Annotated in this window: 30 protein-coding genes and 1 pseudogene; 30 read left to right on the top strand and 1 reads right to left on the bottom strand. The window is 44.2% G+C overall.

Annotated elements, in window-relative coordinates; genetic code table 11:
• Positions 1-437: 437 nt before the first annotated feature.
• The 22 genes from ACG1BZ_RS17510 (at position 438) to ACG1BZ_RS17405 (ending at position 14,912) form a co-directional block, all read left to right on the top strand.
• The gene (locus tag ACG1BZ_RS17510) at positions 438-851 is read left to right on the top strand and encodes a hypothetical protein (protein ID WP_413662945.1); all 414 of its coding nucleotides are present in this window, start codon (positions 438-440) and stop codon (positions 849-851) included.
• Between the two features lie 489 nt (positions 852-1,340).
• Entirely contained in the window at positions 1,341-1,754 is a 414-nt protein-coding gene (locus tag ACG1BZ_RS17505) for a hypothetical protein (protein WP_413662944.1), read from the top strand.
• 135 nt (positions 1,755-1,889) lie between these two features.
• Positions 1,890-2,348 carry a hypothetical protein gene (locus ACG1BZ_RS17500; RefSeq protein WP_413662943.1) on the top strand — a complete coding sequence of 153 codons (459 nt, stop codon included), beginning with the start codon at positions 1,890-1,892 and terminating at the stop codon, positions 2,346-2,348.
• 80 nt (positions 2,349-2,428) lie between these two features.
• On the top strand, positions 2,429-2,812 hold the full coding sequence (locus ACG1BZ_RS17495) for a hypothetical protein (RefSeq protein ID WP_413662942.1): 384 nt from the start codon (positions 2,429-2,431) through the stop codon (positions 2,810-2,812).
• Positions 2,813-2,898: 86 nt separating this feature from the next.
• A complete protein-coding gene (locus ACG1BZ_RS17490) occupies positions 2,899-3,156 on the top strand; it encodes a hypothetical protein (protein ID WP_413662941.1) in 258 nt (85 codons plus the stop codon).
• A 90-nt stretch (positions 3,157-3,246) separates the two neighbouring features.
• The gene (locus ACG1BZ_RS17485; RefSeq protein ID WP_413662940.1) at positions 3,247-3,621 is read left to right on the top strand and encodes a hypothetical protein; all 375 of its coding nucleotides are present in this window, start codon (positions 3,247-3,249) and stop codon (positions 3,619-3,621) included.
• A 127-nt stretch (positions 3,622-3,748) separates the two neighbouring features.
• Positions 3,749-4,357, top strand: coding sequence for an ankyrin repeat domain-containing protein (locus ACG1BZ_RS17480; RefSeq protein ID WP_413662939.1), 609 nt, complete (start codon positions 3,749-3,751; stop codon positions 4,355-4,357).
• 113 nt (positions 4,358-4,470) lie between these two features.
• Positions 4,471-4,815 (top strand): hypothetical protein, encoded by a 345-nt coding sequence (locus tag ACG1BZ_RS17475; protein WP_413662938.1) that lies wholly within the window; start codon positions 4,471-4,473, stop codon positions 4,813-4,815.
• Positions 4,816-6,170: 1,355 nt separating this feature from the next.
• Positions 6,171-6,395: a hypothetical protein gene (locus ACG1BZ_RS17470; protein ID WP_413662937.1), complete on the top strand. Its 225-nt coding sequence runs from the start codon at positions 6,171-6,173 to the stop codon at positions 6,393-6,395.
• A 135-nt stretch (positions 6,396-6,530) separates the two neighbouring features.
• Positions 6,531-6,974 (top strand): hypothetical protein, encoded by a 444-nt coding sequence (locus ACG1BZ_RS17465; protein WP_413662936.1) that lies wholly within the window; start codon positions 6,531-6,533, stop codon positions 6,972-6,974.
• A 612-nt stretch (positions 6,975-7,586) separates the two neighbouring features.
• A complete protein-coding gene (ltrA, locus tag ACG1BZ_RS17460) occupies positions 7,587-8,876 on the top strand; it encodes a group II intron reverse transcriptase/maturase (RefSeq protein ID WP_413662935.1) in 1,290 nt (429 codons plus the stop codon).
• Between the two features lie 119 nt (positions 8,877-8,995).
• Entirely contained in the window at positions 8,996-9,406 is a 411-nt protein-coding gene (locus ACG1BZ_RS17455) for a DUF6896 domain-containing protein (RefSeq protein WP_413662318.1), read from the top strand.
• A 94-nt stretch (positions 9,407-9,500) separates the two neighbouring features.
• On the top strand, positions 9,501-9,857 hold the full coding sequence (locus tag ACG1BZ_RS17450) for a hypothetical protein (RefSeq protein ID WP_413662934.1): 357 nt from the start codon (positions 9,501-9,503) through the stop codon (positions 9,855-9,857).
• Between the two features lie 54 nt (positions 9,858-9,911).
• The gene (locus tag ACG1BZ_RS17445; RefSeq protein ID WP_413662933.1) at positions 9,912-10,280 is read left to right on the top strand and encodes a hypothetical protein; all 369 of its coding nucleotides are present in this window, start codon (positions 9,912-9,914) and stop codon (positions 10,278-10,280) included.
• A gap of 88 nt (positions 10,281-10,368) precedes the next feature.
• Positions 10,369-10,719, top strand: a complete 351-nt coding sequence (locus ACG1BZ_RS17440; protein ID WP_413662932.1) for a hypothetical protein — start codon at positions 10,369-10,371, stop codon at positions 10,717-10,719.
• A 143-nt stretch (positions 10,720-10,862) separates the two neighbouring features.
• Positions 10,863-11,171 carry a transposase gene (locus ACG1BZ_RS17435; RefSeq protein ID WP_413662931.1) on the top strand — a complete coding sequence of 103 codons (309 nt, stop codon included), beginning with the start codon at positions 10,863-10,865 and terminating at the stop codon, positions 11,169-11,171.
• An 8-nt stretch (positions 11,172-11,179) separates the two neighbouring features.
• A complete protein-coding gene (locus tag ACG1BZ_RS17430; protein WP_413662930.1) occupies positions 11,180-12,025 on the top strand; it encodes an IS3 family transposase in 846 nt (281 codons plus the stop codon).
• Positions 12,026-12,068: 43 nt separating this feature from the next.
• The gene (locus tag ACG1BZ_RS17425; protein ID WP_413662929.1) at positions 12,069-12,461 is read left to right on the top strand and encodes a DUF5958 family protein; all 393 of its coding nucleotides are present in this window, start codon (positions 12,069-12,071) and stop codon (positions 12,459-12,461) included.
• 93 nt (positions 12,462-12,554) lie between these two features.
• Positions 12,555-13,061 (top strand): hypothetical protein, encoded by a 507-nt coding sequence (locus ACG1BZ_RS17420; RefSeq protein ID WP_413662928.1) that lies wholly within the window; start codon positions 12,555-12,557, stop codon positions 13,059-13,061.
• A gap of 101 nt (positions 13,062-13,162) precedes the next feature.
• Positions 13,163-13,528 carry a hypothetical protein gene (locus ACG1BZ_RS17415; RefSeq protein WP_413662927.1) on the top strand — a complete coding sequence of 122 codons (366 nt, stop codon included), beginning with the start codon at positions 13,163-13,165 and terminating at the stop codon, positions 13,526-13,528.
• A gap of 96 nt (positions 13,529-13,624) precedes the next feature.
• A complete protein-coding gene (locus ACG1BZ_RS17410) occupies positions 13,625-14,014 on the top strand; it encodes a hypothetical protein (RefSeq protein ID WP_413662926.1) in 390 nt (129 codons plus the stop codon).
• A 520-nt stretch (positions 14,015-14,534) separates the two neighbouring features.
• Entirely contained in the window at positions 14,535-14,912 is a 378-nt protein-coding gene (locus ACG1BZ_RS17405; RefSeq protein WP_413662925.1) for a tetratricopeptide repeat protein, read from the top strand.
• A 36-nt stretch (positions 14,913-14,948) separates the two neighbouring features.
• Here ACG1BZ_RS17405 and ACG1BZ_RS17400 read toward each other — a convergent pair.
• A pseudogene (locus tag ACG1BZ_RS17400) lies at positions 14,949-15,890 on the bottom strand (IS110 family transposase).
• 316 nt (positions 15,891-16,206) lie between these two features.
• Between ACG1BZ_RS17400 and ACG1BZ_RS17395 the strand changes: the two are divergent.
• From ACG1BZ_RS17395 to ACG1BZ_RS17360, 8 genes are all read left to right on the top strand, one after another.
• Positions 16,207-16,506 (top strand): hypothetical protein, encoded by a 300-nt coding sequence (locus tag ACG1BZ_RS17395; protein WP_413662924.1) that lies wholly within the window; start codon positions 16,207-16,209, stop codon positions 16,504-16,506.
• A 104-nt stretch (positions 16,507-16,610) separates the two neighbouring features.
• Positions 16,611-16,838, top strand: a complete 228-nt coding sequence (locus ACG1BZ_RS17390; protein ID WP_413662923.1) for a hypothetical protein — start codon at positions 16,611-16,613, stop codon at positions 16,836-16,838.
• Between the two features lie 101 nt (positions 16,839-16,939).
• A complete protein-coding gene (locus ACG1BZ_RS17385; RefSeq protein WP_413662922.1) occupies positions 16,940-17,269 on the top strand; it encodes a hypothetical protein in 330 nt (109 codons plus the stop codon).
• A 109-nt stretch (positions 17,270-17,378) separates the two neighbouring features.
• On the top strand, positions 17,379-17,732 hold the full coding sequence (locus tag ACG1BZ_RS17380; protein ID WP_413662312.1) for a transposase: 354 nt from the start codon (positions 17,379-17,381) through the stop codon (positions 17,730-17,732).
• Positions 17,684-18,571, top strand: coding sequence for an IS3 family transposase (locus ACG1BZ_RS17375; protein WP_413662311.1), 888 nt, complete (start codon positions 17,684-17,686; stop codon positions 18,569-18,571). Before ACG1BZ_RS17380 ends, ACG1BZ_RS17375 begins: the two co-directional genes overlap by 49 nt.
• A 100-nt stretch (positions 18,572-18,671) precedes the next feature.
• Positions 18,672-19,250 carry a hypothetical protein gene (locus ACG1BZ_RS17370; RefSeq protein WP_353376764.1) on the top strand — a complete coding sequence of 193 codons (579 nt, stop codon included), beginning with the start codon at positions 18,672-18,674 and terminating at the stop codon, positions 19,248-19,250.
• 88 nt (positions 19,251-19,338) lie between these two features.
• Positions 19,339-19,584: a hypothetical protein gene (locus ACG1BZ_RS17365; RefSeq protein ID WP_413662921.1), complete on the top strand. Its 246-nt coding sequence runs from the start codon at positions 19,339-19,341 to the stop codon at positions 19,582-19,584.
• 150 nt (positions 19,585-19,734) lie between these two features.
• A complete protein-coding gene (locus ACG1BZ_RS17360) occupies positions 19,735-20,568 on the top strand; it encodes an acyl-CoA thioester hydrolase/BAAT C-terminal domain-containing protein (protein WP_413662920.1) in 834 nt (277 codons plus the stop codon).
• Positions 20,569-20,608 lie beyond the last annotated feature (40 nt).

Here is a 20,608-nt window from a genome sequence, read left to right as displayed (position 1 = left end):
CGCCCCTCCACCCGACCGCCGCCGTCGGAGGCGCGGCTGAACCAGGCGTTATTGTGGCGGTCGGTTTTATTGATTTTTCGTGGTAACTGAAGGTTTAGTGCCACTAAATAGCATCCGGTGTTGAGCAATTTTAATGATTGCTATTCAAGCAGTTTCGCTCCTAGAGTGTTCGCTCGGGTGTTGTAAAAAGAGGTAGTTCGGTGCAATTTCGTGGAGTGCCAGTAAGATAGGAATTGGTTGGGGAAAGTGCGGTATTCTTTCCTCGTAAATGTTGGGCAGCGGCCAGCCAAACTATGGCTGGCAAAGTGCTAGTAGTCGGTCCCGAGCGCGCCAACCATAACCAGGCTAGGCAAGCTCGCCCAACCCCTACGGGGCTGGGCTGGACAGCCTACGCGTTGCTTCGGCTGCCCTTGCTAGCGGCGTTAGGCATCTAAACTATGAAAAAAATTTATTCCCTTGAAGTTGAGCATGAAGACCATCCTGGGCAAGTTGAGCAAGCTCAGAAACTATCTCTCGATAAAAGCAAACCTCACCTAGGGTTAAAGGGAGTTTATGGCCTATATGGCTCATCTGAATGGAGGGAAAAAATCTATAGCGGTAAAGTACCCAGCAAGGTTTACCAAGGGATTATCAAAGATATTCATTTTACAGGTATGCATAATGAAGCAGAAGGTTTTACTCTAGCACTAGATAATGGCGGTAGTTATTCTTATACCTGTGTCGCGAATCGACGTAGAAACATGAAACACTACAAGGTTGGCAAGCGTCTGAAGGTGACAACATTTGTTGAGGTTTTAAAGAAAGGAAGAGATCATGAGTTTGTATGGCAAATTGAGGTCGAACATGCCTAACAAGTGGCTGCACAGGACATTTGTAAGCTTGCTCCGCTTCGCTTCACAAACTTAAAAATGCCTGTGAGACAGGCGTTAAATTTCTAAGGGCAATCTCCAAGTGAGCCGTATTGATAACTCTCTCATTGTGATTTCACTTTTGCCATGGTTATCGGCTATGTGGGTAAACTGGTATGTCATTGAGATGGGCTTTGTCCATTCAAACGAGTCTCGTGACGTAGCAAGGCTAGCTCTCCATGTAGTTGCCGGTTTTACTGCGACGTATTTGGCTATTTTATTTCTGTGGTATCGCAAGCAGCGATTCAGACTGTACAAATGTTTACCATATCTGAGCTGTATCAGTTTTTTAATATGGCTTAAATCGCTGGGGTGGCCTCAATGGACATAAAATTTAACCAGGCCAGGCAAGATCGCCCAGCCGGAGGCTGGGCTGGACAGCCTACGCTCCGCTTCGGCTGCCCTTGCTGGCAACGTTAGGCAGAAGTAGCCATGAAGAAAATATTCTCACTAGAAATTGAGCATGAAGATGATCCTTCACGAGTTGAAAAGGCACAGAAACTGTCTCTCGATAGTAGTAAGCCTCACCTGGGACTGAAAGGTGTTTATGGTTTATATGGTTCTCCCGAATGGTGGGACAATATTTATAGTGGCAAAGTACCTAGCAAGACTTATGAGGGGGTCATTGACGATATTCACTTTACAGGAATGCATAATGAGGCTGAAGGCTTCACGCTAAAGCTGGATAACGGTGGTACTTATTCATACACCTGCGTAGTGAATCGAAGAAGAAACATGAAGCACTATCAAGTTGGCAGGAGAGCGAGAGTAACCACATTTATCGAAGTTCTAAAGAAAGGTACAGATCACGAATTTGTATGGCAAATAGAGGTGGAAAATACCTAACAAGGCAAAGCAGCATCAGTCGCTGCGCTCCTTGGACAGCCTTGCCGTTGCTCGTTTTGTGCATGGCTTCGCCATTATTGCACAAAACAATCAACAACAAGTCTGCCGCTGTTTGCGGCGTTATACGCAATCAATATGAAACACAGTGCAGCCGAATACAATGTTCTCAGCTATCTCTTGAAGAAGCATGTAATGTCTTACGAGAAAGCTATTGAGTGGGCGTATTCCCAATACACCGATGAAGGTGTTGATCCATTTATTGAGAGCATATCTTTGGCAATGGATGTTTCTGAGATACTTGAGTTGATAAGCAGCGAATTCCAAGTTTATGGAGAGCCAAGTCAAGACTTTATTGCAGGAGAAGCTGCGAGTAAATATTCAAAAGAACAATTGTCTTTGTACGATGCCATAGCACGAATTCTCTTTGACCTTGACTTAGAGTTGCCTGAAGAAGAACTGCAGGAACTATATATAGCTGAAGACTATTTTGGCTGGCACGACCAAGCAGAGAAAGAAGCGGTTAAGCATGTGCTACCAATATTTAGTAAATACAGGCCCGTTTATGAGCACGCTGTTGCAAAGTTCGGCGTATAACAAGCGCATGTTGTCGCCCTTCGGGCTGGGACGGCTTACGCTGCGCTTCAGCCGCCCCAAATGCGGGCGTTAGAGAACCAATGAATAACGAACATAGGGCGCGGGATTGGATTAACTTTATTTTAGAGAGATGTCAGTTCCCTGATGCACCAGCGCTAAAGAATCACCTCGATAAAGCCGTGTTTTCTGAGTTCTGTCAGTGCGGTTGTAATAGTTTCAAGGTCCTGGTCCCGGCTTTCACCAAAGCAATTGCAGTTCCAGGTAAATATGGTGTAATTTTTGAAGCACACTTTAATCTTGCAGAAGCCGGTAAAACGTTAGAGATCCTAATATTCTCAGGAAAATCAGGAATGGTTGAGTACATTGAAATAGACTGTTGTGGTAACAACTTGCCTGTTCCAGAAGCAGTTGAGGTTGTTGGCGAACCGTTTCATGTCAGTGCCGGTAGTGCGCTCGCTCTCTAACAAGAGCCGGCACAAGCGCGCACTTCGTGTGCTGGACTCGCAACAAGTTGCTCGCCTGTGCGGCGGGCGTTAAATTTCATAAGATCATGAGTCAAAAAGTAAAGATAGAGCACATACTAGAAAGAAAGCCAGTTGGCATATTCGTCCGTGTGCTCGATGACACCAAATTTGAACTCGGAGATAATCCCGCATTAGCTGGGTGCCCAATAAAGAAATCGGTGACACAACCTAGGGCTTTAAAAAATGATGGCAGTCCAGATTTGGATGTGTTTTGTTTTTACCTTGTAAATGGTAATGACAAAAGTAAATTTAAAGTCGGTGAGGTAGTTGAGCTTGTTCCGTGAAAAATTTAACAAGTGCCGGCACAATCGCGCACTACGTGCGCTGGACTCGCAACAAGTTGCTCGCCTGTGCGGCGGACGTTAAGTGTCATTATGGACGATAGAGCATTTACAAAATTAATTGAGTATCTTGAGAAAGTTCCAGCGATACGTGGTGCCATCGGAAAAGGTTCAGAAGCAGATGGCTGCTGGTGGGTGAAATTCGATATTGATATTCACCATCAATTTGCGTGGCACACCGTCCAGGAGCTTGGTCATGTTTTGAACTACATGTCAGTCAATGAGCGTCTGCCAACATCCTTTCACCCGGTGTCTCCACCACCTTATATGAATGGTGGCCCTGACGAGTTTCTATCTTGGGTAATAGAGTGCCATAACCCAGAATTTAAGCCTGGTACATGTGCTGAGTGGCTTGTTGGTCGTTTGCCAAATCCAGTAGAGGGCTTAGGGCAATGGGCTGCGGAGTAAAACACTTAACAAGGGTAGGCAACATCGCCAGCGCAAAAAGCGCGCTGGCTGGACGTCTTACGCTACGCTTCAGCCGCCGTTGCTACCGGCGTTAAACCCTATTCATCATCTATCGAAGAAATGGAATATGTTAAAGAAGGATATTAAAAGTTTATTTAAAGCGGTTAGAGCAAACGACTTAGCTTTAGTTAAAGAACTCCTTAATAATATTCCTGACCTCGTTAATGCTTGTCATACAGCGCCACCAAAAAAAGATGATGGACAATCACCTTTGCATGTAGCTTACAAGTCTGGGAATTATGAAATAGCTAATTACCTAATATCTCAAGGGGCTGATGTAAACTTTATTGAGCAATCCACAATAAATGAATGGAATACTCCAGTAATTCATGACTGTATTAGAGGTGTTGCATTTAGTACGTATTGTTTGACTTACAATGAAGATGATTTCAAAGTTGCTCTTAATGCTCTTCAGAATGTAATCAATAATGGTGCATCTGTAAGCTCCGAAGACTCATTCGGAAATAGCTGCTTAGCCAGAGCAGTATTGGATACTAGGCAAATCATCGGTCGAGAATTTACTGATGAAGAAGCCAGAATCGTGTATGCACAATATAAGGCTTTATTCCGTGTTTTACTCGAAGCTGGGGCTGACCCTCAGGTAAAAACAGAAAAGAGGCCAAGTGCTCATGAACTGATAGAGCAGTTTAAATTAAATGAATACAACTTGGTTTAACAAGTGGCTGCAACCGACCGCAAAAACTGTCACCTGTTTTGCCAAAAGGCCGGCAAAACAACCGCCATTTTTTACGGCGGCTGAGCCAGACGTTAAGCGTTCAAGGAAGAGCATTGAAGATAGCTACCATTTTAGCGCTAGTAATGATTAGCAATCCTGTCTGGGGTAATAGTCTCAATACAGTCGAGAAAATACAGGAAAGTATTTCTGCTAATCTATCGCAAGGCGATAGTACGAAAGCAATTGAGGAATATTTAGCCTCAGCAAACATTGTGTATTCTTACGATAAGTATTCTTTTAGATACCAGGCCGTAGTACGAGAAAATGAGGCTGACTGTAAATTTGAATCTATATTTCTTTGGCTATTCTATGAGTGTACCATTCAAATATATATCAACTTAAATAAGCAAGGGGACTACAAAGATCATGAAGTTTATCAAAGTTATTCTGGCTTATAGCGTCGCAATGCTTAACAAGTACAAGCAGGTTGCTACGGGCCTTCGGCCCTTTCGCGGGACGGCCTATGCTGCGCTCCAGCCGCCCCTGTTGTAGTCGTTAAGTGTTAGTCATGTCAGAACAAGAGATAGTTTTTTTACTGGTTGCTCTAGTTTGTTTTTTATGTGTCGCAATATATGCTCACAAAAAGACCAGCAAACCATGTGAACAGTGTGGTGGGAAAATGAGTCTTGTAGAGATTAGAGATCCAGCTGGCATTAATATAAAGCCAAAAATTACTCTGTCATTTTATGTGGGACCAAGAAAGTACGAAGAAACTTGGAAGTGCAAAAATTGTGGGGCGTCAAAGTTTATAAAGTACTGGGGGAGCTAGCAAGTGCTTTCCACAACACTTAACAAGCACCAGCAATCCGACATTTATTCCGGTGCATGTTTTTTGTTCGCTACGCTCATAACACAAAACATGCACCTCCATAAATGCGGTTGTGGTGGGCGTTATTGTGGCGGTCATTTTTTAGATGGTTTGTAGTTGCTGCAAGTAACAATCTCTACCTAAACACGCTTCGCCAGAGAGTTCTCCTTCAAACTGGTACCGCAGTTTCGTTCAAGTGCCTTCGTTTGAAGCCAACAAGTTCTGCAAGCCAGCTGCACCATTGTGGAGTGCCAATCAGCTAGTTAACTGGTGGGGAAAGTATGGTATTTTTCCCTGTAAATTTATCTGGCAGTGGCCAGCCAAAGTTGGCTGGCAGAGAGCAAGTAGGTCGTTCAGAGCGCGCCAGCTATAACCAGGCCAGGCAAGATCGCCCAGCCGGTGGCTGGGCTGGACAGCCTACGCTTTGCTTCGGCTGCCCTTGCTGGCAACGTTATTGGTCGCTCGCTCCAGTTTTGCGGGGGTTCAATAAAGAATAGCAGGTAATTATTAGGCTGCTGTATAAAAAAACAGTATTGGCGGGAAAGCCCATAGCCAACGGTTCGACCTTCATGTAAGCTTCGAAGCTTCAGCGACGCTCGCATAACGAAGTTAATGCGGACGGCGCAGCCGCTTCGAAGCAAGGCCGCGAACCTAGTGCTGCTAGTTTCTCTCTCCGAATCGTGGTAGACAATAAAAGAAAGATATTTGTAGTGGATTTGTACACAGTGCCACGAGCAACAAATAACAACCCGATTATGCGGAAACCTAAAAGTTGTCATTCCCTTTGCTTGCACAAAGGCACTGCCAATTTCTTAACGGTTCCGCATATCTATTTTCGTTAAATAGCTTATGAAATATTTATACACCCTGTTAATGATGGTTTTTCTTTGCTCTTGTGAGATTAGTAATGAAGGGCCAAGAAGAGTTGAGTACTGGAAGGCAGAAATGGAATCTGTCAAGTCACATAGGACGAAAATTGGTTATCTAATGGTAAAATATAAAGCGTTTGAGCCTATTTTTAACCCTTCTGAAAATACATTAACGATTGTTGACTCTGGTGAGGCTAATAGTATCGTCTGCAGTAAATGGCACTATATCATCACATTCAAGGCGGACTCTAAAGGGGTAGTTAATGAATCTACAATGGAGCAGGCTGGGACATGTTTGTAGGCCAGCTATTTAACAAAACCAAGCAGGCTCGTCCATCCCCTTCAGGTCTTGACTGGACAGCCTACGCTGCGTGCCTCGCACGCAAACGCTCCGGCTGCCCCTGTTGGCAACGTTAGCAATACAGGAAGATATCGCGTGGATACGAGCTTAATTGATTCTATTGATTGGAAGAATTTAGTTCATGCCTATGGGCCGGCAATAGATGCGCCTAAAGAACTGGCTAATCTAATAGGTGATGATGAAGATGATAGAGACGACGCTGTAAATGGTTTTCTTTATAGCTCTGCATACCATCAAGGAACCGTTTATTCTTGTACGCCGAGTGTTATACGTTGTGTAATATACATAATTGAAACTGAGGATATATCCTCCTTAGAAACAATAGGTGCACCCTTAGTTCGAGAATTGCTCTGTTTTATAAATATTTGCGCTCGCACCTGGAGGTTCGTTCCGGAAATTGGCGAAGCAGCCTTTGTAGGGTGTAATCTTTACAAGGATTATTTAGACCACGCTGATAGTAAAACTTCAGCGTATGCAAAAGAACTTACAGATTTTTGTAAAGTCTATGAAAATAGCTAACAAGCGCATGTTGTCGGACTGGTTTTCCGCTGCGCTCCAAGCCAGCCGCAAATGCGGGCGTTAGTGCGTCAAGCTAAACTTGATGCTTCTTGCAGGGTGGAAGTCCCTGTCGGGTAAGGCCTAACCAGCCACCTGTATCGAGTGTTGCGCGTAGGGCGGAACAGAAAGAAAAAAAAATATACTCATTTTTTTTCTCACTGTGAACAAACTATGTGAAGCGTACACAGAGAATTCTATAGGCCATAGGGGTTATCGTGACCCTGAAGTGCTGGTATCGCTCCGATAATAAAATGAGCTCCGATTGACGAGATGTGTAACGCCATCGAAGTCCAGGCAAAGCAACCGCATTGGTGAGGTTGTGGCGGATCGGCGGGGTTATCAAGCCGTGGCATGTAGAAAGAGAGGTATTGAGAACTTGAGAGATCCGAGCAGGTTCCTGAAGGAACAGGTAGGGACGTTAAGCCTAATGGTGAAACTAACGAAGACCACTCGGAAGTCGGATCAGCTCATAGTAGTCCGAGAGCGGGAAAGCCGCTTACATGGCGAAGGGGCTGACAGTAATATCGGTGTGCAACAGAAACATAGTCCGGACAAAGTAGGGCTGGATACACTATGACAACCGCCTTGCACGCCATCGCATTTAAAGCACAGAGCCACCCCACGCACAGGTTTCAGAATTTATACGGACTGCTAAATTCCAACCTGCTGTATCAAAGCTGGGGCCAGCTTAACAAGCAGGCCCGCCCCGGTATCGATGGAGTAACAACCGAAGTTTACCGGCAAGGTCTGCCGCAAAATATCCAATGCCTACATCAACGGCTGTGTGACAAATGCTACCGCACCCAGGCGATTAAGCGGGTATTGATTCCCAAAGGCAATGGCAAGCAGCGCCCACTGGGGCTGCCTACGGTGGAAGACAAACTGGTGCAGCAGAGCGTAGCGCAGCTACTGCAAAGTATCTGGGAGCAGGATTTTCTGCCCTTTAGCTACGGCTACCGCCCCAGGAAAAGTGCCCACCAAGCCGTACATAGCCTTGGCTTAAACCTGCAATTCAAAGGCTACGGCTACATCGTTGAAGCCGATATTAAAGGCTTCTTCGATCAGCTGGATCACGACTGGTTACTGCGCATGCTAGCCCTTCGTATCGACGACAAAGCCCTGCTGACACTGATTAAACAGTGGCTTAAGGTGCGCGTGCAAACCCCAGATGGTAAGTTCAGTAAACCGGCAGCAGGCACCCCGCAAGGAGGTGTGATCAGTCCGGTACTGGCGAACATCTATCTGCACTACGCCCTGGATTTGTGGTTCGAGAAGAAGGTCAAGCCGCGTATGCGTGGCAGAGCCATGCTAATCCGCTACGCCGACGACTTTGTTGTGGCCTTCCAATTGAAAACGGATGCAGAGCGCTTTTACCGGGTGCTACCGCAACGGCTGAACAAGTTTGGCCTACAGTTAGCTCCCGAGAAAACGCACCTGAAGCGGTTTAGTCGCTTCCATCCGGGTCGAAAACGGCAGTTCCAGTTTCTGGGCTTTGAGTTCTACTGGAGCCTGGACGTCAATAAACGCCCCAGGCTCAGGCGCCGGACTGCCGTAAAGAAACAGAAGGGCGCAATGGAAGCGCTCTACCACTGGATCAAAGCCAAGCGCAGTGAGCGCCTGAGAGAGTGGCTTCCCACACTGAAGCGCAAGCTACAGGGCTTCCAGAACTACTTCGGTCTACCAGACAACAGTCGAAGCTTGTCCCGTTTGTACAGCTATGTTTTACACAGCATACACAAATGGCTCAACCGGCGGAGTCAGCGCAAGAGTTACAACTGGAATAGTCTAAAGGAAATGCTGGGATATTTTGGGCTAAAGCCACCGCGAGTATACAAGCGCAGTATACTTGTGGACTGGTATTAGGGTTCGTGCTTTACACGAGCGAATATATTACTGAAGAGCCGGATGCGGTAGTTCCGCACGTCCGGATCTGCGTGGGGGCAGTTAGGGTAACCGGCTGTCCTACCACTACTGTGTAAATCATGAATACTGAGCTTCGAAAAATTATTTCCGACTTTCAGCAAAAAGTCGAAGAGGCGAACGAGCTGCTTAAGAAATATCTTGAAACTGACGAACCTCATAATTGGGCCCCGCCGATTGACCAAATCGGTACGCTCGGAGACAAGCATAAATACTTCTTCCATGGCGTTGGCTGTAAGGTTCAAATTAGCAAGAAGGACATAATTGACTTCGACTACGGAGTCAATGGACGTACCGATGGCTTTGATGAATGGAGACTATGTGGCTTCATTCGTACTCGTAGAAAGCAATATCCGTACGTACAAGAAAGTGATATTAAACAATGGTTACATGAAGCTATTGAGGCTAAAGAAATAGAAAGATTGGATTCGAGAGAATATGGAAATTTATACTATCTCGTGCAAAACACATAACAAGGCAATTAACTTCGCTCCAGCCACTGTGTGGCTTCCACCGGACCTTCGCTTCGCTCCGGCCGGTTATTGCGGGCGTTATGGGTCATAAAGTATGAGCAAAGTATGGAGAGAGATCGCAGACCCCAAGAAGCACATTGACTACATGAGCACTCGAAACGAAGGCGGTGTACTAGTTGAAGCTTCAAGAGATAATCTAATTGAAAAATGGGTTTACTTTGCAGACGTATGCAATTTCATTTTCCAGTTTGCGAGCATTGACCAAGTACTAGAGTGTAAGGATTACTTTTCAAAGTCTGTACACCCTTCTACTCGGGAAAAGGGTCACGAGTTAGAACATTATTGGCATCCTTGGTATTCAAAACTGCCTAAGGGTATAAATAAAGGCGCCAAGCGTGAGGAAGTTATCAAAGCGCTAGACAGTATTTTAAATATGTGGGCCAACCCATAACAAGCCAAGGCTGTCGGACGCTTCGCGCCGCAGCTTGGGGCGTTAGGCATCTGTATGCAGTGGAAGATAGTTAAAGAAATTCCAAGGAAGTTCGCAGACGAGTCCTACTATTTGAAAGCTGAGCGAGATTGCTCAGAGGGCACCCTTGTCTTGGAAATATGTTGGGCCCAAATCATGTATGCTTTGACCGTTGACCTAATTAAGGACAACGATAATGCTGAATTGATTTACGACTGCATGGTCTTCTATGAAGATCGAATAGAAAAGTACGGGCATCAAATTATGAGAATCACAGAAAATTCACCGATAAGTAAGTTGGAAAGATTAGATTCACTGCAACAAGATGGTGTTTTGAATTATGTTTTAAGTGAAAAATATGGCGTAACTTTTAAAACCGAATTGCCAGATAAAGTAAGTGCCTAACAAGCGGCTGCATTACGCTCCGGCCTGCGGCCTCCACCGGACTCGCTACGCTCGCCGATGAGCCGGGCGTTAAGTTTCCAAGGAAGTCATGAGTCAGAATATTGAAATCATAGATCTAGGCTTTTCGGTTGCAGACGCCGAAGATATCACTTTCAAATTTGACGGTGCTGACCTCGTATTGGAATTCAATGATTGGCAGGAAAACCACATCACTATCAAGTGCGAGAACACACTAGGCTTTAAATTTCAAAATGCAGAATACGAGCTTTCTGAATCTGAGCGCTTTGATTCTTGTCACATCGTACATGATTCTGAGTGGGTAAAAGAACATCTTAAGCAAGGTGAAGCCTGGGAAGGTGAAAATTGGCTTCACTATAAATTAAACTTTAATGCGGCTGGTGTGGTCGAGGTTCTATGTTCCAAACTAGCCAAAACTTAACAAGGCCAGGCACAATCGCCCCTTCGGGGCTGGACCTCCGCACTGCGTGCTCCGGCCTGTGCTGGCGGCGTTATAGCTAAGACTTACCCACGTTTAGTAGACACCCTGTATAGTTAGGTTTAGGCCTAACACGGAGGTGTATCATGGGTAAGAAAAGAACTCAGGCGTATACGGAGGAGTTCCGCAGAGAAGCAGTTAAGAGAGCGGAAAAGGCTGGAGCAACAACGGCTTCTGTGGAGCGAGAGCTAGGCGTCAGCGCACAGCAGATCTACAACTGGCGTCGTCAATTTAATCGGCTGTCTGATAAGCAGTTCAATAGTTTAGACGGTGTCGACTATTCCAAACAGGAAAGCGCTGAAGTTCGCAAGCTCAAGAAGGAGTTGCATGAAGCTCGTCAGGAGGTTGAGTTTCTAAAAAAGGCAGCTGCGTACTTTGCGAACCACCAAGAGTAAAGTACGCATTGATACAAGAGTATGTAGGGTCATTCCCGGTTAGCTTGATGTGTCGGTGTTTAGATGTCTCAAGATCGGGTTATTATCGATGGCGGGGGCGATTGCCATCTGCTCGCACGATTAGAAAGATACGAACAATCGAGAAAATCCGAGAGATGTTTGTTGAGTTTAAAGGTCGTTATGGCGCGCCTAGAATTGCTTGCGAGCTTCAAGAGTTAGGTGAGCCATGCTCGCGGAACTACGTCGCTAAGCTTATGCAACAGGAGCATATTAAAGCGAGAAACGGCAAAGGCTTTCGATATAGTCAGCCCGTAGAGGGGAGCATTAACGTCTCCGCCAACTTACTTAAGCGTTGCTTTGATGTGGATCAACCAAATTGCCGCTGGACCAGTGACATTACTTATATCTGGGTTCTGGAGAGGTGGCTATACCTCGCGGTAGTTATGGATCTGTACTCTCGACGTATTGTAGGTTGGGCATTTGACTCGCAGATGACCGATGAATTGACACGTCGAGCATTGAAAATGGCTTTAGAGCGACGACCAATAAAGCCTGGACTAATAGTTCACTCTGACAGGGGTGTGCAATATCGATCGCAGAAATACCAGGATCTCTTGTCCGACAGCAAGTGCAAGCCGAGTATGAGTCGTCAGGCTAACTGTTGGGATAATGCGGCAATGGAATCATTCTTTAGCAGGCTAAAAGTCGAGCTGGTCTATGCCGGAACATTCGAAAGCGAAGAGCAAGCAAAATCTGAGGTGTTTGAATACATTGAGATTTTCTACAATAGGATTCGTAGGCACTCTGCATTGGGCTATGTAAGTCCAGCAGAGTATGAACGAAAATACGCATAGTTAGAGTGTCTACTTTTTGTGGGCAAGACCAAGCTAATCGAGCATGGAACGATACGAAGTCACAATAAATAGAATCGCTCAAGGTGAAATTCCTGTAGAGCAAGGAATCGAGTGGTTTCAAGGCCTCCCTGAAGAGGCGCGGCATGACGCCCTACGGGATATGAACTTATGCATTCATCAATCTCATCCACGAGAGTCTGAAATTGAAGAAGGTATCAAGTTGTCCGGCTTAAAGGAGTCCTATACGCCCTGCGTAATAATGCGGAAGAACAATTTCAATAATGCACGGGCAAAGGTGCTAGCTCTGCCCAGCCATGAATGGCTCAAGGCCTTTAGGCTTTGGCTCGCGATATTTACCATTGCTGATGGCCGTAGAAGAACTACGGATTGTAGGGCTGGGTGCAATCATTGGTGGCATAACCTTGAAAAGCTATAACAAAGCAAAGCAGCATCGCCCACTTCGCGGGCTGGACAGCTTTTCCGCGGCTTCGCCGCTCCAAATCTGCCGCTGTTTGCGGCGTTAGGCACATTGGAAGCTATGCTCTCTAAGTCACAATTATTCGAAACATATAGAGTCCTTGGGCTGGCAGCGATGCATCCAGCTGGAGCGGAATATAAAGTGGCTTGGGCAATGACACTACTAGAAAATGGAGTTGACACTGAATCTTTGGCAGAGCTCGCTACTTTCCAGCCACCATTTAATGAATTTGAAATCGACGACTATTTTGATCGTGTATTAAAAGAGCTAGATATTGCTCGACCACCTGGCGATGATTCGTTAATGGGGTATGCCAAAGTAATCGCTCAGGAATGTGTCGAAGGTAAGATAAAGCCTGAGCTAGCAGCATCTCAAATATATAGTGCAAACGTTGATTTAGATTATCCAGAATACTTGAATCATTTTGCCGAACTAGAAGATGAGTGGTATTGTGAGCACATTAACGGTTGGACTAAAGACCAACGTAAAAATGAAATCATTAAGGCGTGCCATGCATTGGACAATAGCATTAAATTCCCGGTGTTTCGCAGTGCCTAACAAAGGCCGGCAACGGACTTTCAAACCTGTCACTTTTTGTGCGCTTCGCTGCACAAAAATCGCCAGCTTTGCCAGCCGCTGCGGCCGGCGTTAGGCATCCAATGAGAGCAATCGTACTTTTCATGGTTTTATTTTCGTCATTAGCAGCGGCTACTGACTTTGAGCACCCCAAGTGGTATCCGCATAAGAACTATTATACATCGGATAAAGTCACTAAGGCCTTCGATATCGCTCAGGAGTATTATGTAAAAAATGTAACTAGCGCCAACCAATCTATCGATTATGAGTTTCATGCTTATGAAACAGATGGTGGCTATATAGTTTCAATCATGGTGCTTTATCGTGAAAAAAGTGGTGGGCATAGTGTGGCGGTGGATGGTGAGCACTGTATTTATCTAAACGAACAATACACAATAAAAGGGTCAAAGCAATGTATGGCTGCGGGTCCAAATCCACTAGCTCAGTAATGCCTAACAAGGCGGTCAATGGCGCCTGCGGCTGGACCTCCTTACGCTGTGCTCCAGTCGGCCTATTACCTTGACGTTATATTTCTGGAAGGATCGATGGAAATCGAAGTCAAATCACAGGACGAATTAGTGACTTTGCTAAAGAGAACGATTGAGCGTGAGGTCTTGCCTTCGACTAGCAAAGATAAGTCTCGATATGTGAGTTTTGAAGACTATATAGGACTGATTCGGTATTCCCTAAGTTTTGAGCCATACATTAGTGTCGCGAAACGTTGTTCAATGAATGGTTGTTACGTGCTGCAAAGTAAGCAAACGAACAGGTTTTATGTCGGTTATACCAATCACGGTGGTCATGCGCCGAAATGGGAAATAATGCCAGTAACCAGTGACGAAATACTTAATTCAGAATGCATGGAAAGCTTCTATGAAAACCATGCACAAAAAATACATTGGGCTATCGACCCTGAACAAAGCTATGAAATATAACAAGGCCATTAACGCCTTTGCCGCGCAAAGGCCCGGACCACGCTTTCAGCGCGGCCCATTATGGCGGCGTTAAGGTTCCGTATGAATAGAGTGCTAATAACACTAGCGCTAATTATTTTCATGGTATTGCTGTCTGCCGCTTTTGGTTATTCACTACATACGGATAACCCTGATGGTATATGGCTTTATACTCCACCGGCTGATGGTTCTGGAAAACCTAGTAATGCGTTATATGTTGGAGCATCCTTGGGAGCTCTATTATCAGCCATCATATACTCAGCCGGTTTCGTAAGTGTGTTCGGTTGGTCGAAGCTAAAGCATACTGTACTACCCGTGGTTTTTGTTCCAATGGGGTTGGCTGCTTTAGTAAGCTTTACCGCGATGTTGGCTTTAGCAGGGTTCGCAGAGTGAAACACCTTAACAAAGCCATTAAATTCGTTCCGGCCGCAAAAATCGCGGCCTCCACCGGACTGCCTATGCGTTGCTTCGGCATCCGTTTATGGCGGCGTTAAGTTTCAGAATGAACATTGAAGATATAAACAACAAAGCTAAGTCTTTGATAGATGAAACTTGGAAAGATAGCTCCAAGTGGCATCAAAATTTTGATGAGGCAAAGGGTTTGCTTGAACAGGCTTTGCGCACGAACTCTGATCATGAAGTGACTCTCATCAACTATGGTACTGTTCTATGTGATATGGGCAATCATAAAGAAGCGACTAAGTACCTTAAAAAGGCAATAGATCAAGGTAGTAATAACAAGCATGCATTTTACAATCTTGGCGTAGCGCTTATAAATTGTTCAACACACGAAAATGCAATGATCTATATGAAAAAGGCTAAGTCAAAACAAGCTAGCGCTCTAACTTGGGAGGCATACTTTGATCCAATGGGGCACTAAAAACTTAACAAGTGACTATGGTTGTTCGTCAAGTTATTAAGCCATATTTTCATCCCAGTAGGTGTTATTTTTCACCATCGTATTCAGAATCGTAATCTGCTTTCTCATGCAGGCAATCAGAGCGACCTTTTTAGGTTTGCCAGCGTCGACTAATCGCTTATACATCGGCTTTAATTTGGGATGATGTTGTATGGCCGACATAATGGAAACAAACAGAACCGTACGTACACGATGCCTTCCACCCCGAATATATCTCTTTCCCTGGAAGCTGCCGCTATCACGGTTCATCGGGGCGATACCGACAAGTGCAGCGATTTCTTTACGGTTCAATTTTCCTAGCTCGGGAAGTTCACTCATCAACGTATAAGCCAATACATTTCCGACCCCTTTAGCACTCAACAATAGGTCGCGCCTTTGCCGCCACTCAGACACACTGTTAACCAGTTTATCCAGTCGCTTGTCGATACCTTGTAACTCTTTCTTGATGGTGTTTAGAATGGCCTGTATAGGTTTGTGCACTGATTTAGGCATCCTCTGAAGCCGATTCTTTTGCATTGTGCTCATCTCTAAACATTGACTTCTTACCGCCAGTAAGTCACTGATCTCCCTAAGTTTTTCTGGCTTTAGCTCCGATAGTCTTGGCTTCATGGCCTCACCAAAATGTGCAATATCCATTGCATCTAGCTTGTCAGTTTTGGCTAGGCGCCCTGCGGATTTAGCGAAGCTTCTTATCTGTGAAGGGTTGCAAACAACAACAGGTAATCCTGCTTTGTCAGCGACGTAAACAAACTCTAATTCGAGTCTTCATGTAGACTCTATTAATACTCTTTGAGGTTTAAGAGGTTGTAATTGTTTAAGGGCATCCTTAATGCCATTTTTATCATTGGCAACACTAAAGAATTGGCCAGTAGGTCTCACATAAATATCGAGTTGTTTACTGCTGCTATCGATACCGACATTGATCTCTTGAGGTTCCATAAGATAAGCTATCTCCGCCTTGCTATTCGGGCTCGAGGCCCACATGACTATCCGAGTTATGCATAGTGAGTGTCTGTCACGTTCCTACTTGTTAACGGTCTTTATAAACCGGCGCAGCAACGAACTGTGACAAACAAGGCCTTCGGTGGCCGCCGAAGGTGGGTCTCAATTTACCCGTTAGCGAAAAGGATTTTCAACATCAGAATCGATCAAGAACAACCATACAAGAGCAGGCACGATCACAAATGCAAGCATTTGCTGGACCTCCGCCGCGTTGCGGCTCTGGCCCGTGCTCCAGGCGTTATGAATAAAAACTATGTCTAATCTCAAAGACCGCCGATGGCGTCGAAAAGGCCTCAATAGAAAAATCGAGACTCCTTCATGGGGGGAGCTTGCTTTTGGGAAAAAGCTTTTCAATTTGCGGCATATGTTACTAGCTGTATTTACTAGTGGCTTCATATCTTTTGCAATGCTATATCAGCTTATAACCTATGGGCATTGGGAGGCCAAAGGAGCTAAAGTAGATGGTGCCGTGGGGTATGGTGTTGCCTTTTTCCTTCTAGTAATTTTCATAGCCCTACTTATTGCAACTATTAAAGACTGGCGGAGAGGCTAATGCATAACAAAAAGCAGCACGATTGCCCGCAAAATATGTGGGCTGGACGGCCTACGCTTTGCTTCGGTCGCCCGTGTGCTAGGCGTTATGTGTAAATAGAGATTATGAGCAAAAAAGTAAAAATCACGCTCACGGAAGATGAAGCATGGGTTCTGTTTGAGCTGACTCGTAGATTTAGTGATTCAGACAAGCTCATGATTGAGGACCAGGCAGAAGAAAGAGCGTTATGGAACTTGTGTTGCGTATTTGAGAAAACACTGCATCAAGATTCTGATCTTGAGTATCGAGACTTCATTCAACAATGCAGGAGTAAACTCAGAGATGGAACTTAAAATACACATAACAAGAGCCGGCCCGATCAAAAATGCTGTGCATTTTTTGGACCTCTGGTGCTTTGCACCTCCGGCCTGTGCGGCTAGGCGTTAAATGCAAGATGAATAATTACAAACTACCTGATGGGTGGGAACCAGAAATAATAAAAGAAGAAATTGTTGCTTCTGGCGATTGGTTTTATCAAGATGAAGTTAAATATCTTGCCAAACTAATCAAACAAACGTGGAATTATACTTCCTTCGAATTAGATGAAATGTATGATAAAGCAATTGATTATGTCAGTTTTGAAGTAAGTGACGAAGGTGTAGTCTACTTTTGGCAATTCGAAAACGGAGATAGCATAAATTACAGTGATCATTTTAGTACCTACTTTTTGGCTAAAGACCACATAAATACATATGGATACAAATACGATATAACATGGTCATGAAGCTAGCATTTAACCAGGTGCCTAAGTTTACTCCGCCAGCATGCTGGCTCCGTGGGAGAAACCTTCCCCCATTGAGTAGACGCCTACCTTTTGAATAGGGTAGGAAAAAATGCCGAAAATACTGAGTGAAGAGCGAGTTGTTGAATATTCAACAGAATTCAAAGTTAGAGTGGTAGCTCTCACTAATCAACTGAAAGTAGATACGACTACTATCGCCAACATTATTGGTTTGCATCCAGTAATGGTGTATAGATGGCGACAGGAAAGTAGAGAAGGCAAGCTGGTCGAGAAGCCCAGTCGTAGAATAAGTATGACAAAAACAACGAAAAATCGGTCTCAAACCGATGATAAAGAGATAAGACGTCTAAAAAAGCAGGTCGAGAAATTGCAAAAGGAGAATGATTTCTTAAAAAAGTGGGAAATGTACCTGAAAGATCCAAAGCTGAAAGATTCTCGTTCATAGCTCTTAATCGATCAGACTTTGGTGTCAGGTACTTATGTAGATACTTGAATGTTTCACCCCAAGGGTTTTATAAGTGGCTCAATCGAGATGAGAGCACTCGTGACATAGAGAATAGGCGAATTCTAGGGTGTATCGAAGCTATCTATACACAGCATGATGGTAATTATGGAAGTCCAAGAATTAGCGCAGAGCTGAAAGCTAATGGTGAACGAATAAATCACAAACGCGTTGAACGCCTTATGAGAGAGGCTGGAATCGTGGGGAAAGCTGGAAGGATCTATCGTCGACGCCCTTTGCCTGGAAATCCTTATATTAAGGTTGAAAACCTACAAAGAGAGCATGGTATGCCGAGTAAACCAGACTCTCAATGGGCTGGTGATGTAACCTATCTGAAGATCAATGGACAATGGCAATATTTAGCTGTGATTATTGATCTTTACTCCCGGAAAGTGTTGGGTTGGGAGTTGTCGGATACTCGAACTGTTGAGCTAACACTGTCAGCGCTAAATAAAGCTGTTCGTCGCAGAAATATAGAATCAGATCTAATATTTCACAGTGACCGAGGTTCTGAGTACGGTGCTTATGCATACCAAAGTCGACTCAAAGAACTGGGTATTGAGCCGAGCATGAACCGTCCAGGATTTATGAATGATAATGTGTATGTAGAATCATTTTTTCAAACACTGAAAACTGAGAGTTTCAAAGGATTTAATTTTGAATCCGTTGAGGAACTAAGAGCTAACTTAGCTTGGTATCTTGATAGGTACTATAACTTTAAAAGAAGACATGGTTCACTTGGGTTCAAAAGCCCAGATGAATATGAAAGAATGGCCGCATAAGATGAATATAAGGTGGCGTCTACTTTAAGGGGGGAGGCTTCTACACTCCGCTTCGCTGCGTTCCAGCTGCGGGTTATTGAGACGTTAGCTGCGCGTAAATATGAACATCAAAGAATTATCAGAGAAGCTATACGAAGATCTTAACGGTCGAATCACCGCCGTAGATTATTCAGATGATTTAATAATCGATTTCCAGTGTGATGATTGGAACGACTATGATGTTACGCGCTATTTCAAGATTACGTGTCATGGAGTAACAGAAAGCGAAGTGCGGCCTTCTGTGTCTGGCGAGATCGAATTTACGGATTCTCACCAGTTACTATGGAATCACAATGAGCCTCATGGGTATCTTTATTACTCCTCACAGCCAGAAAATAGGTATGAAATACTAGGGCGAGTTTGGGAGGCTCATGAAAAACTATTTGGTGGCTGGCGTCCCCTTACTGACTTTGCCAATACATATAACGCAGGCCAGTTCATAGAGTTCTGTAAAGGCTCTAATGGGCAACTAGCGCAGGGGCCAAAACCGCTAATGGAGCTTTATCAAAGTGCAGTTGGTAATCACATTAAAACTAATTTTATTCCCTCATATAATCCTGAGGGTGGGTGCAAGGCATTGGTGTTTGATACATGCTTTGTAGTATGTAAATCCGTAGCTGTGGTAGAGGTCCGCAGCTAACAAGTGCAGGCTAGGGACGCAAAAACCGCCGCTTCGCTCTGGTTTTTCCGCCCCAGCTGCAAGCGTTATGAGTAATGGGTAGTACGGAGTGGAAGAACCAAAAACAATGAAAATATTGCAGTTAATTACTGCAATATTACTAATGTTGATAGTTTTAGTGCTGGGCGCAGTGATGCTCGCAAATGGGTACTTTTCTGGCGAGATGGGCAGTATAGGAAGGGGGGAGAGAGCAATATACATTAGCAGACGATCCTGGTGGATATTGGATGAACATGCTTGTGGGTATAGGGTTATGGTTGTTCATAGCTGGTGGGTTAATACATCATATAGTTAAAACAATACGCGGTATTAAAAACTCATAACAAAGCCAAGCATCTGACGGCTTTTCCGTTGCTTGGCTTATGCGCTTTCCGCTACGCTAGCGCAATACCAATCAACTACAAAGCCGCAGCTGTTGGCGGCGTTAGCACTACAAGGAGATATCGTGCATAAATCCATACTTTCTTTATTTCTAATTATTTTATTAGCTTCTTTTTCACTTAAAGCTGAAAATCATGAATACGAGGTAAGTAAAGTCGAATATAAAAACTTAGTTGCTAACTTATATTTACCAAAAGTTGAAAAAAAACTTCCCGTGGTAATTGCCTTTGGAGGCTCTGAGGGCGGATTAGGTACTGGTAATGCTAATGGTGAAATGATCGCACCTCATGGTGTTGCTGTTTTAGGGCTAGCTTATTTTAAAGAAAAAGGTATTTCTCAAACACTAGATCAAATACCAATGGAGTATTTCATTGATGCAATTAACTATTTAGAAACTCACCCTTTAATCGACTCATCTAAAATTGGTGTGGTTGGTGGATCTAGAGGTTCAGAGGCTGCATTTTTGTTGGCAAGTATGGATTCTCGTATTAAATCTGTAGTTGTTACAACTCCAAGTAAGGTTGCTTGGTATGGTCTAACTGTGCCGAAGTCTGCTTGGACAATTGAAGGTCAAGACATTCCAGCTTTAGGTTTAGAGTTAGATTCAAATGCTAAGTTAATCGACAGATTTACTGTTGCATTAGAAAATAAAACTAACGTCAATAAATCCTTATTTAAATTTGAAAATATTAATGGCCCAATACTTCTGATTTCAGCAGAAAATGATCAAATTTGGCCATCTTTTCAAATGTCTAAAGACATAGAGGTTTATTTAAAAAATAAGAAGTTTAAGCATAAAGTAGTGCATAATTCTTACAAAACAGGTCATGGGTTCAGTCAAGAGACAGCCCCTGAAATTAAAAAATCTATAATTAATCACTTTGTGAGTACATTGTAGTGCTAACAAGTCGTTTAAAAGGACAAAAAACAGTTGGCTT

The organism is Microbulbifer sp. CNSA002, assembly GCF_047324085.1.
In the GTDB taxonomy this organism is placed as follows: domain Bacteria; phylum Pseudomonadota; class Gammaproteobacteria; order Pseudomonadales; family Cellvibrionaceae; genus Microbulbifer.
Note: the sequence above shows the minus strand (reverse complement) of the source record. Positions and strands in the feature narration are given on the sequence as shown.

What these genes read in the sequence shown, in the direction of transcription:
- ACG1BZ_RS17510 (WP_413662945.1), top strand. Translation starts at nt 438, where the DNA reads ATGAAAAAAATTTATTCCCTTGAAGTTGAGCATGAAGACCATCCTGGG.
- ACG1BZ_RS17505 (WP_413662944.1), top strand. Translation starts at nt 1,341, where the DNA reads ATGAAGAAAATATTCTCACTAGAAATTGAGCATGAAGATGATCCTTCA.
- ACG1BZ_RS17500 (WP_413662943.1), top strand. Translation starts at nt 1,890, where the DNA reads ATGAAACACAGTGCAGCCGAATACAATGTTCTCAGCTATCTCTTGAAG.
- ACG1BZ_RS17495 (WP_413662942.1), top strand. Translation starts at nt 2,429, where the DNA reads ATGAATAACGAACATAGGGCGCGGGATTGGATTAACTTTATTTTAGAG.
- ACG1BZ_RS17490 (WP_413662941.1), top strand. Translation starts at nt 2,899, where the DNA reads ATGAGTCAAAAAGTAAAGATAGAGCACATACTAGAAAGAAAGCCAGTT.
- ACG1BZ_RS17485 (WP_413662940.1), top strand. Translation starts at nt 3,247, where the DNA reads ATGGACGATAGAGCATTTACAAAATTAATTGAGTATCTTGAGAAAGTT.
- ACG1BZ_RS17480 (WP_413662939.1), top strand. Translation starts at nt 3,749, where the DNA reads ATGTTAAAGAAGGATATTAAAAGTTTATTTAAAGCGGTTAGAGCAAAC.
- ACG1BZ_RS17470 (WP_413662937.1), top strand. Translation starts at nt 6,171, where the DNA reads ATGGAATCTGTCAAGTCACATAGGACGAAAATTGGTTATCTAATGGTA.
- ltrA (WP_413662935.1), top strand. Translation starts at nt 7,587, where the DNA reads ATGACAACCGCCTTGCACGCCATCGCATTTAAAGCACAGAGCCACCCC.
- ACG1BZ_RS17455 (WP_413662318.1), top strand. Translation starts at nt 8,996, where the DNA reads ATGAATACTGAGCTTCGAAAAATTATTTCCGACTTTCAGCAAAAAGTC.
- ACG1BZ_RS17450 (WP_413662934.1), top strand. Translation starts at nt 9,501, where the DNA reads ATGAGCAAAGTATGGAGAGAGATCGCAGACCCCAAGAAGCACATTGAC.
- ACG1BZ_RS17445 (WP_413662933.1), top strand. Translation starts at nt 9,912, where the DNA reads ATGCAGTGGAAGATAGTTAAAGAAATTCCAAGGAAGTTCGCAGACGAG.
- ACG1BZ_RS17440 (WP_413662932.1), top strand. Translation starts at nt 10,369, where the DNA reads ATGAGTCAGAATATTGAAATCATAGATCTAGGCTTTTCGGTTGCAGAC.
- ACG1BZ_RS17435 (WP_413662931.1), top strand. Translation starts at nt 10,863, where the DNA reads ATGGGTAAGAAAAGAACTCAGGCGTATACGGAGGAGTTCCGCAGAGAA.
- ACG1BZ_RS17425 (WP_413662929.1), top strand. Translation starts at nt 12,069, where the DNA reads ATGGAACGATACGAAGTCACAATAAATAGAATCGCTCAAGGTGAAATT.
- ACG1BZ_RS17415 (WP_413662927.1), top strand. Translation starts at nt 13,163, where the DNA reads ATGAGAGCAATCGTACTTTTCATGGTTTTATTTTCGTCATTAGCAGCG.
- ACG1BZ_RS17410 (WP_413662926.1), top strand. Translation starts at nt 13,625, where the DNA reads ATGGAAATCGAAGTCAAATCACAGGACGAATTAGTGACTTTGCTAAAG.
- ACG1BZ_RS17405 (WP_413662925.1), top strand. Translation starts at nt 14,535, where the DNA reads ATGAACATTGAAGATATAAACAACAAAGCTAAGTCTTTGATAGATGAA.
- ACG1BZ_RS17395 (WP_413662924.1), top strand. Translation starts at nt 16,207, where the DNA reads ATGTCTAATCTCAAAGACCGCCGATGGCGTCGAAAAGGCCTCAATAGA.
- ACG1BZ_RS17390 (WP_413662923.1), top strand. Translation starts at nt 16,611, where the DNA reads ATGAGCAAAAAAGTAAAAATCACGCTCACGGAAGATGAAGCATGGGTT.
- ACG1BZ_RS17385 (WP_413662922.1), top strand. Translation starts at nt 16,940, where the DNA reads ATGAATAATTACAAACTACCTGATGGGTGGGAACCAGAAATAATAAAA.
- ACG1BZ_RS17380 (WP_413662312.1), top strand. Translation starts at nt 17,379, where the DNA reads ATGCCGAAAATACTGAGTGAAGAGCGAGTTGTTGAATATTCAACAGAA.
- ACG1BZ_RS17370 (WP_353376764.1), top strand. Translation starts at nt 18,672, where the DNA reads ATGAACATCAAAGAATTATCAGAGAAGCTATACGAAGATCTTAACGGT.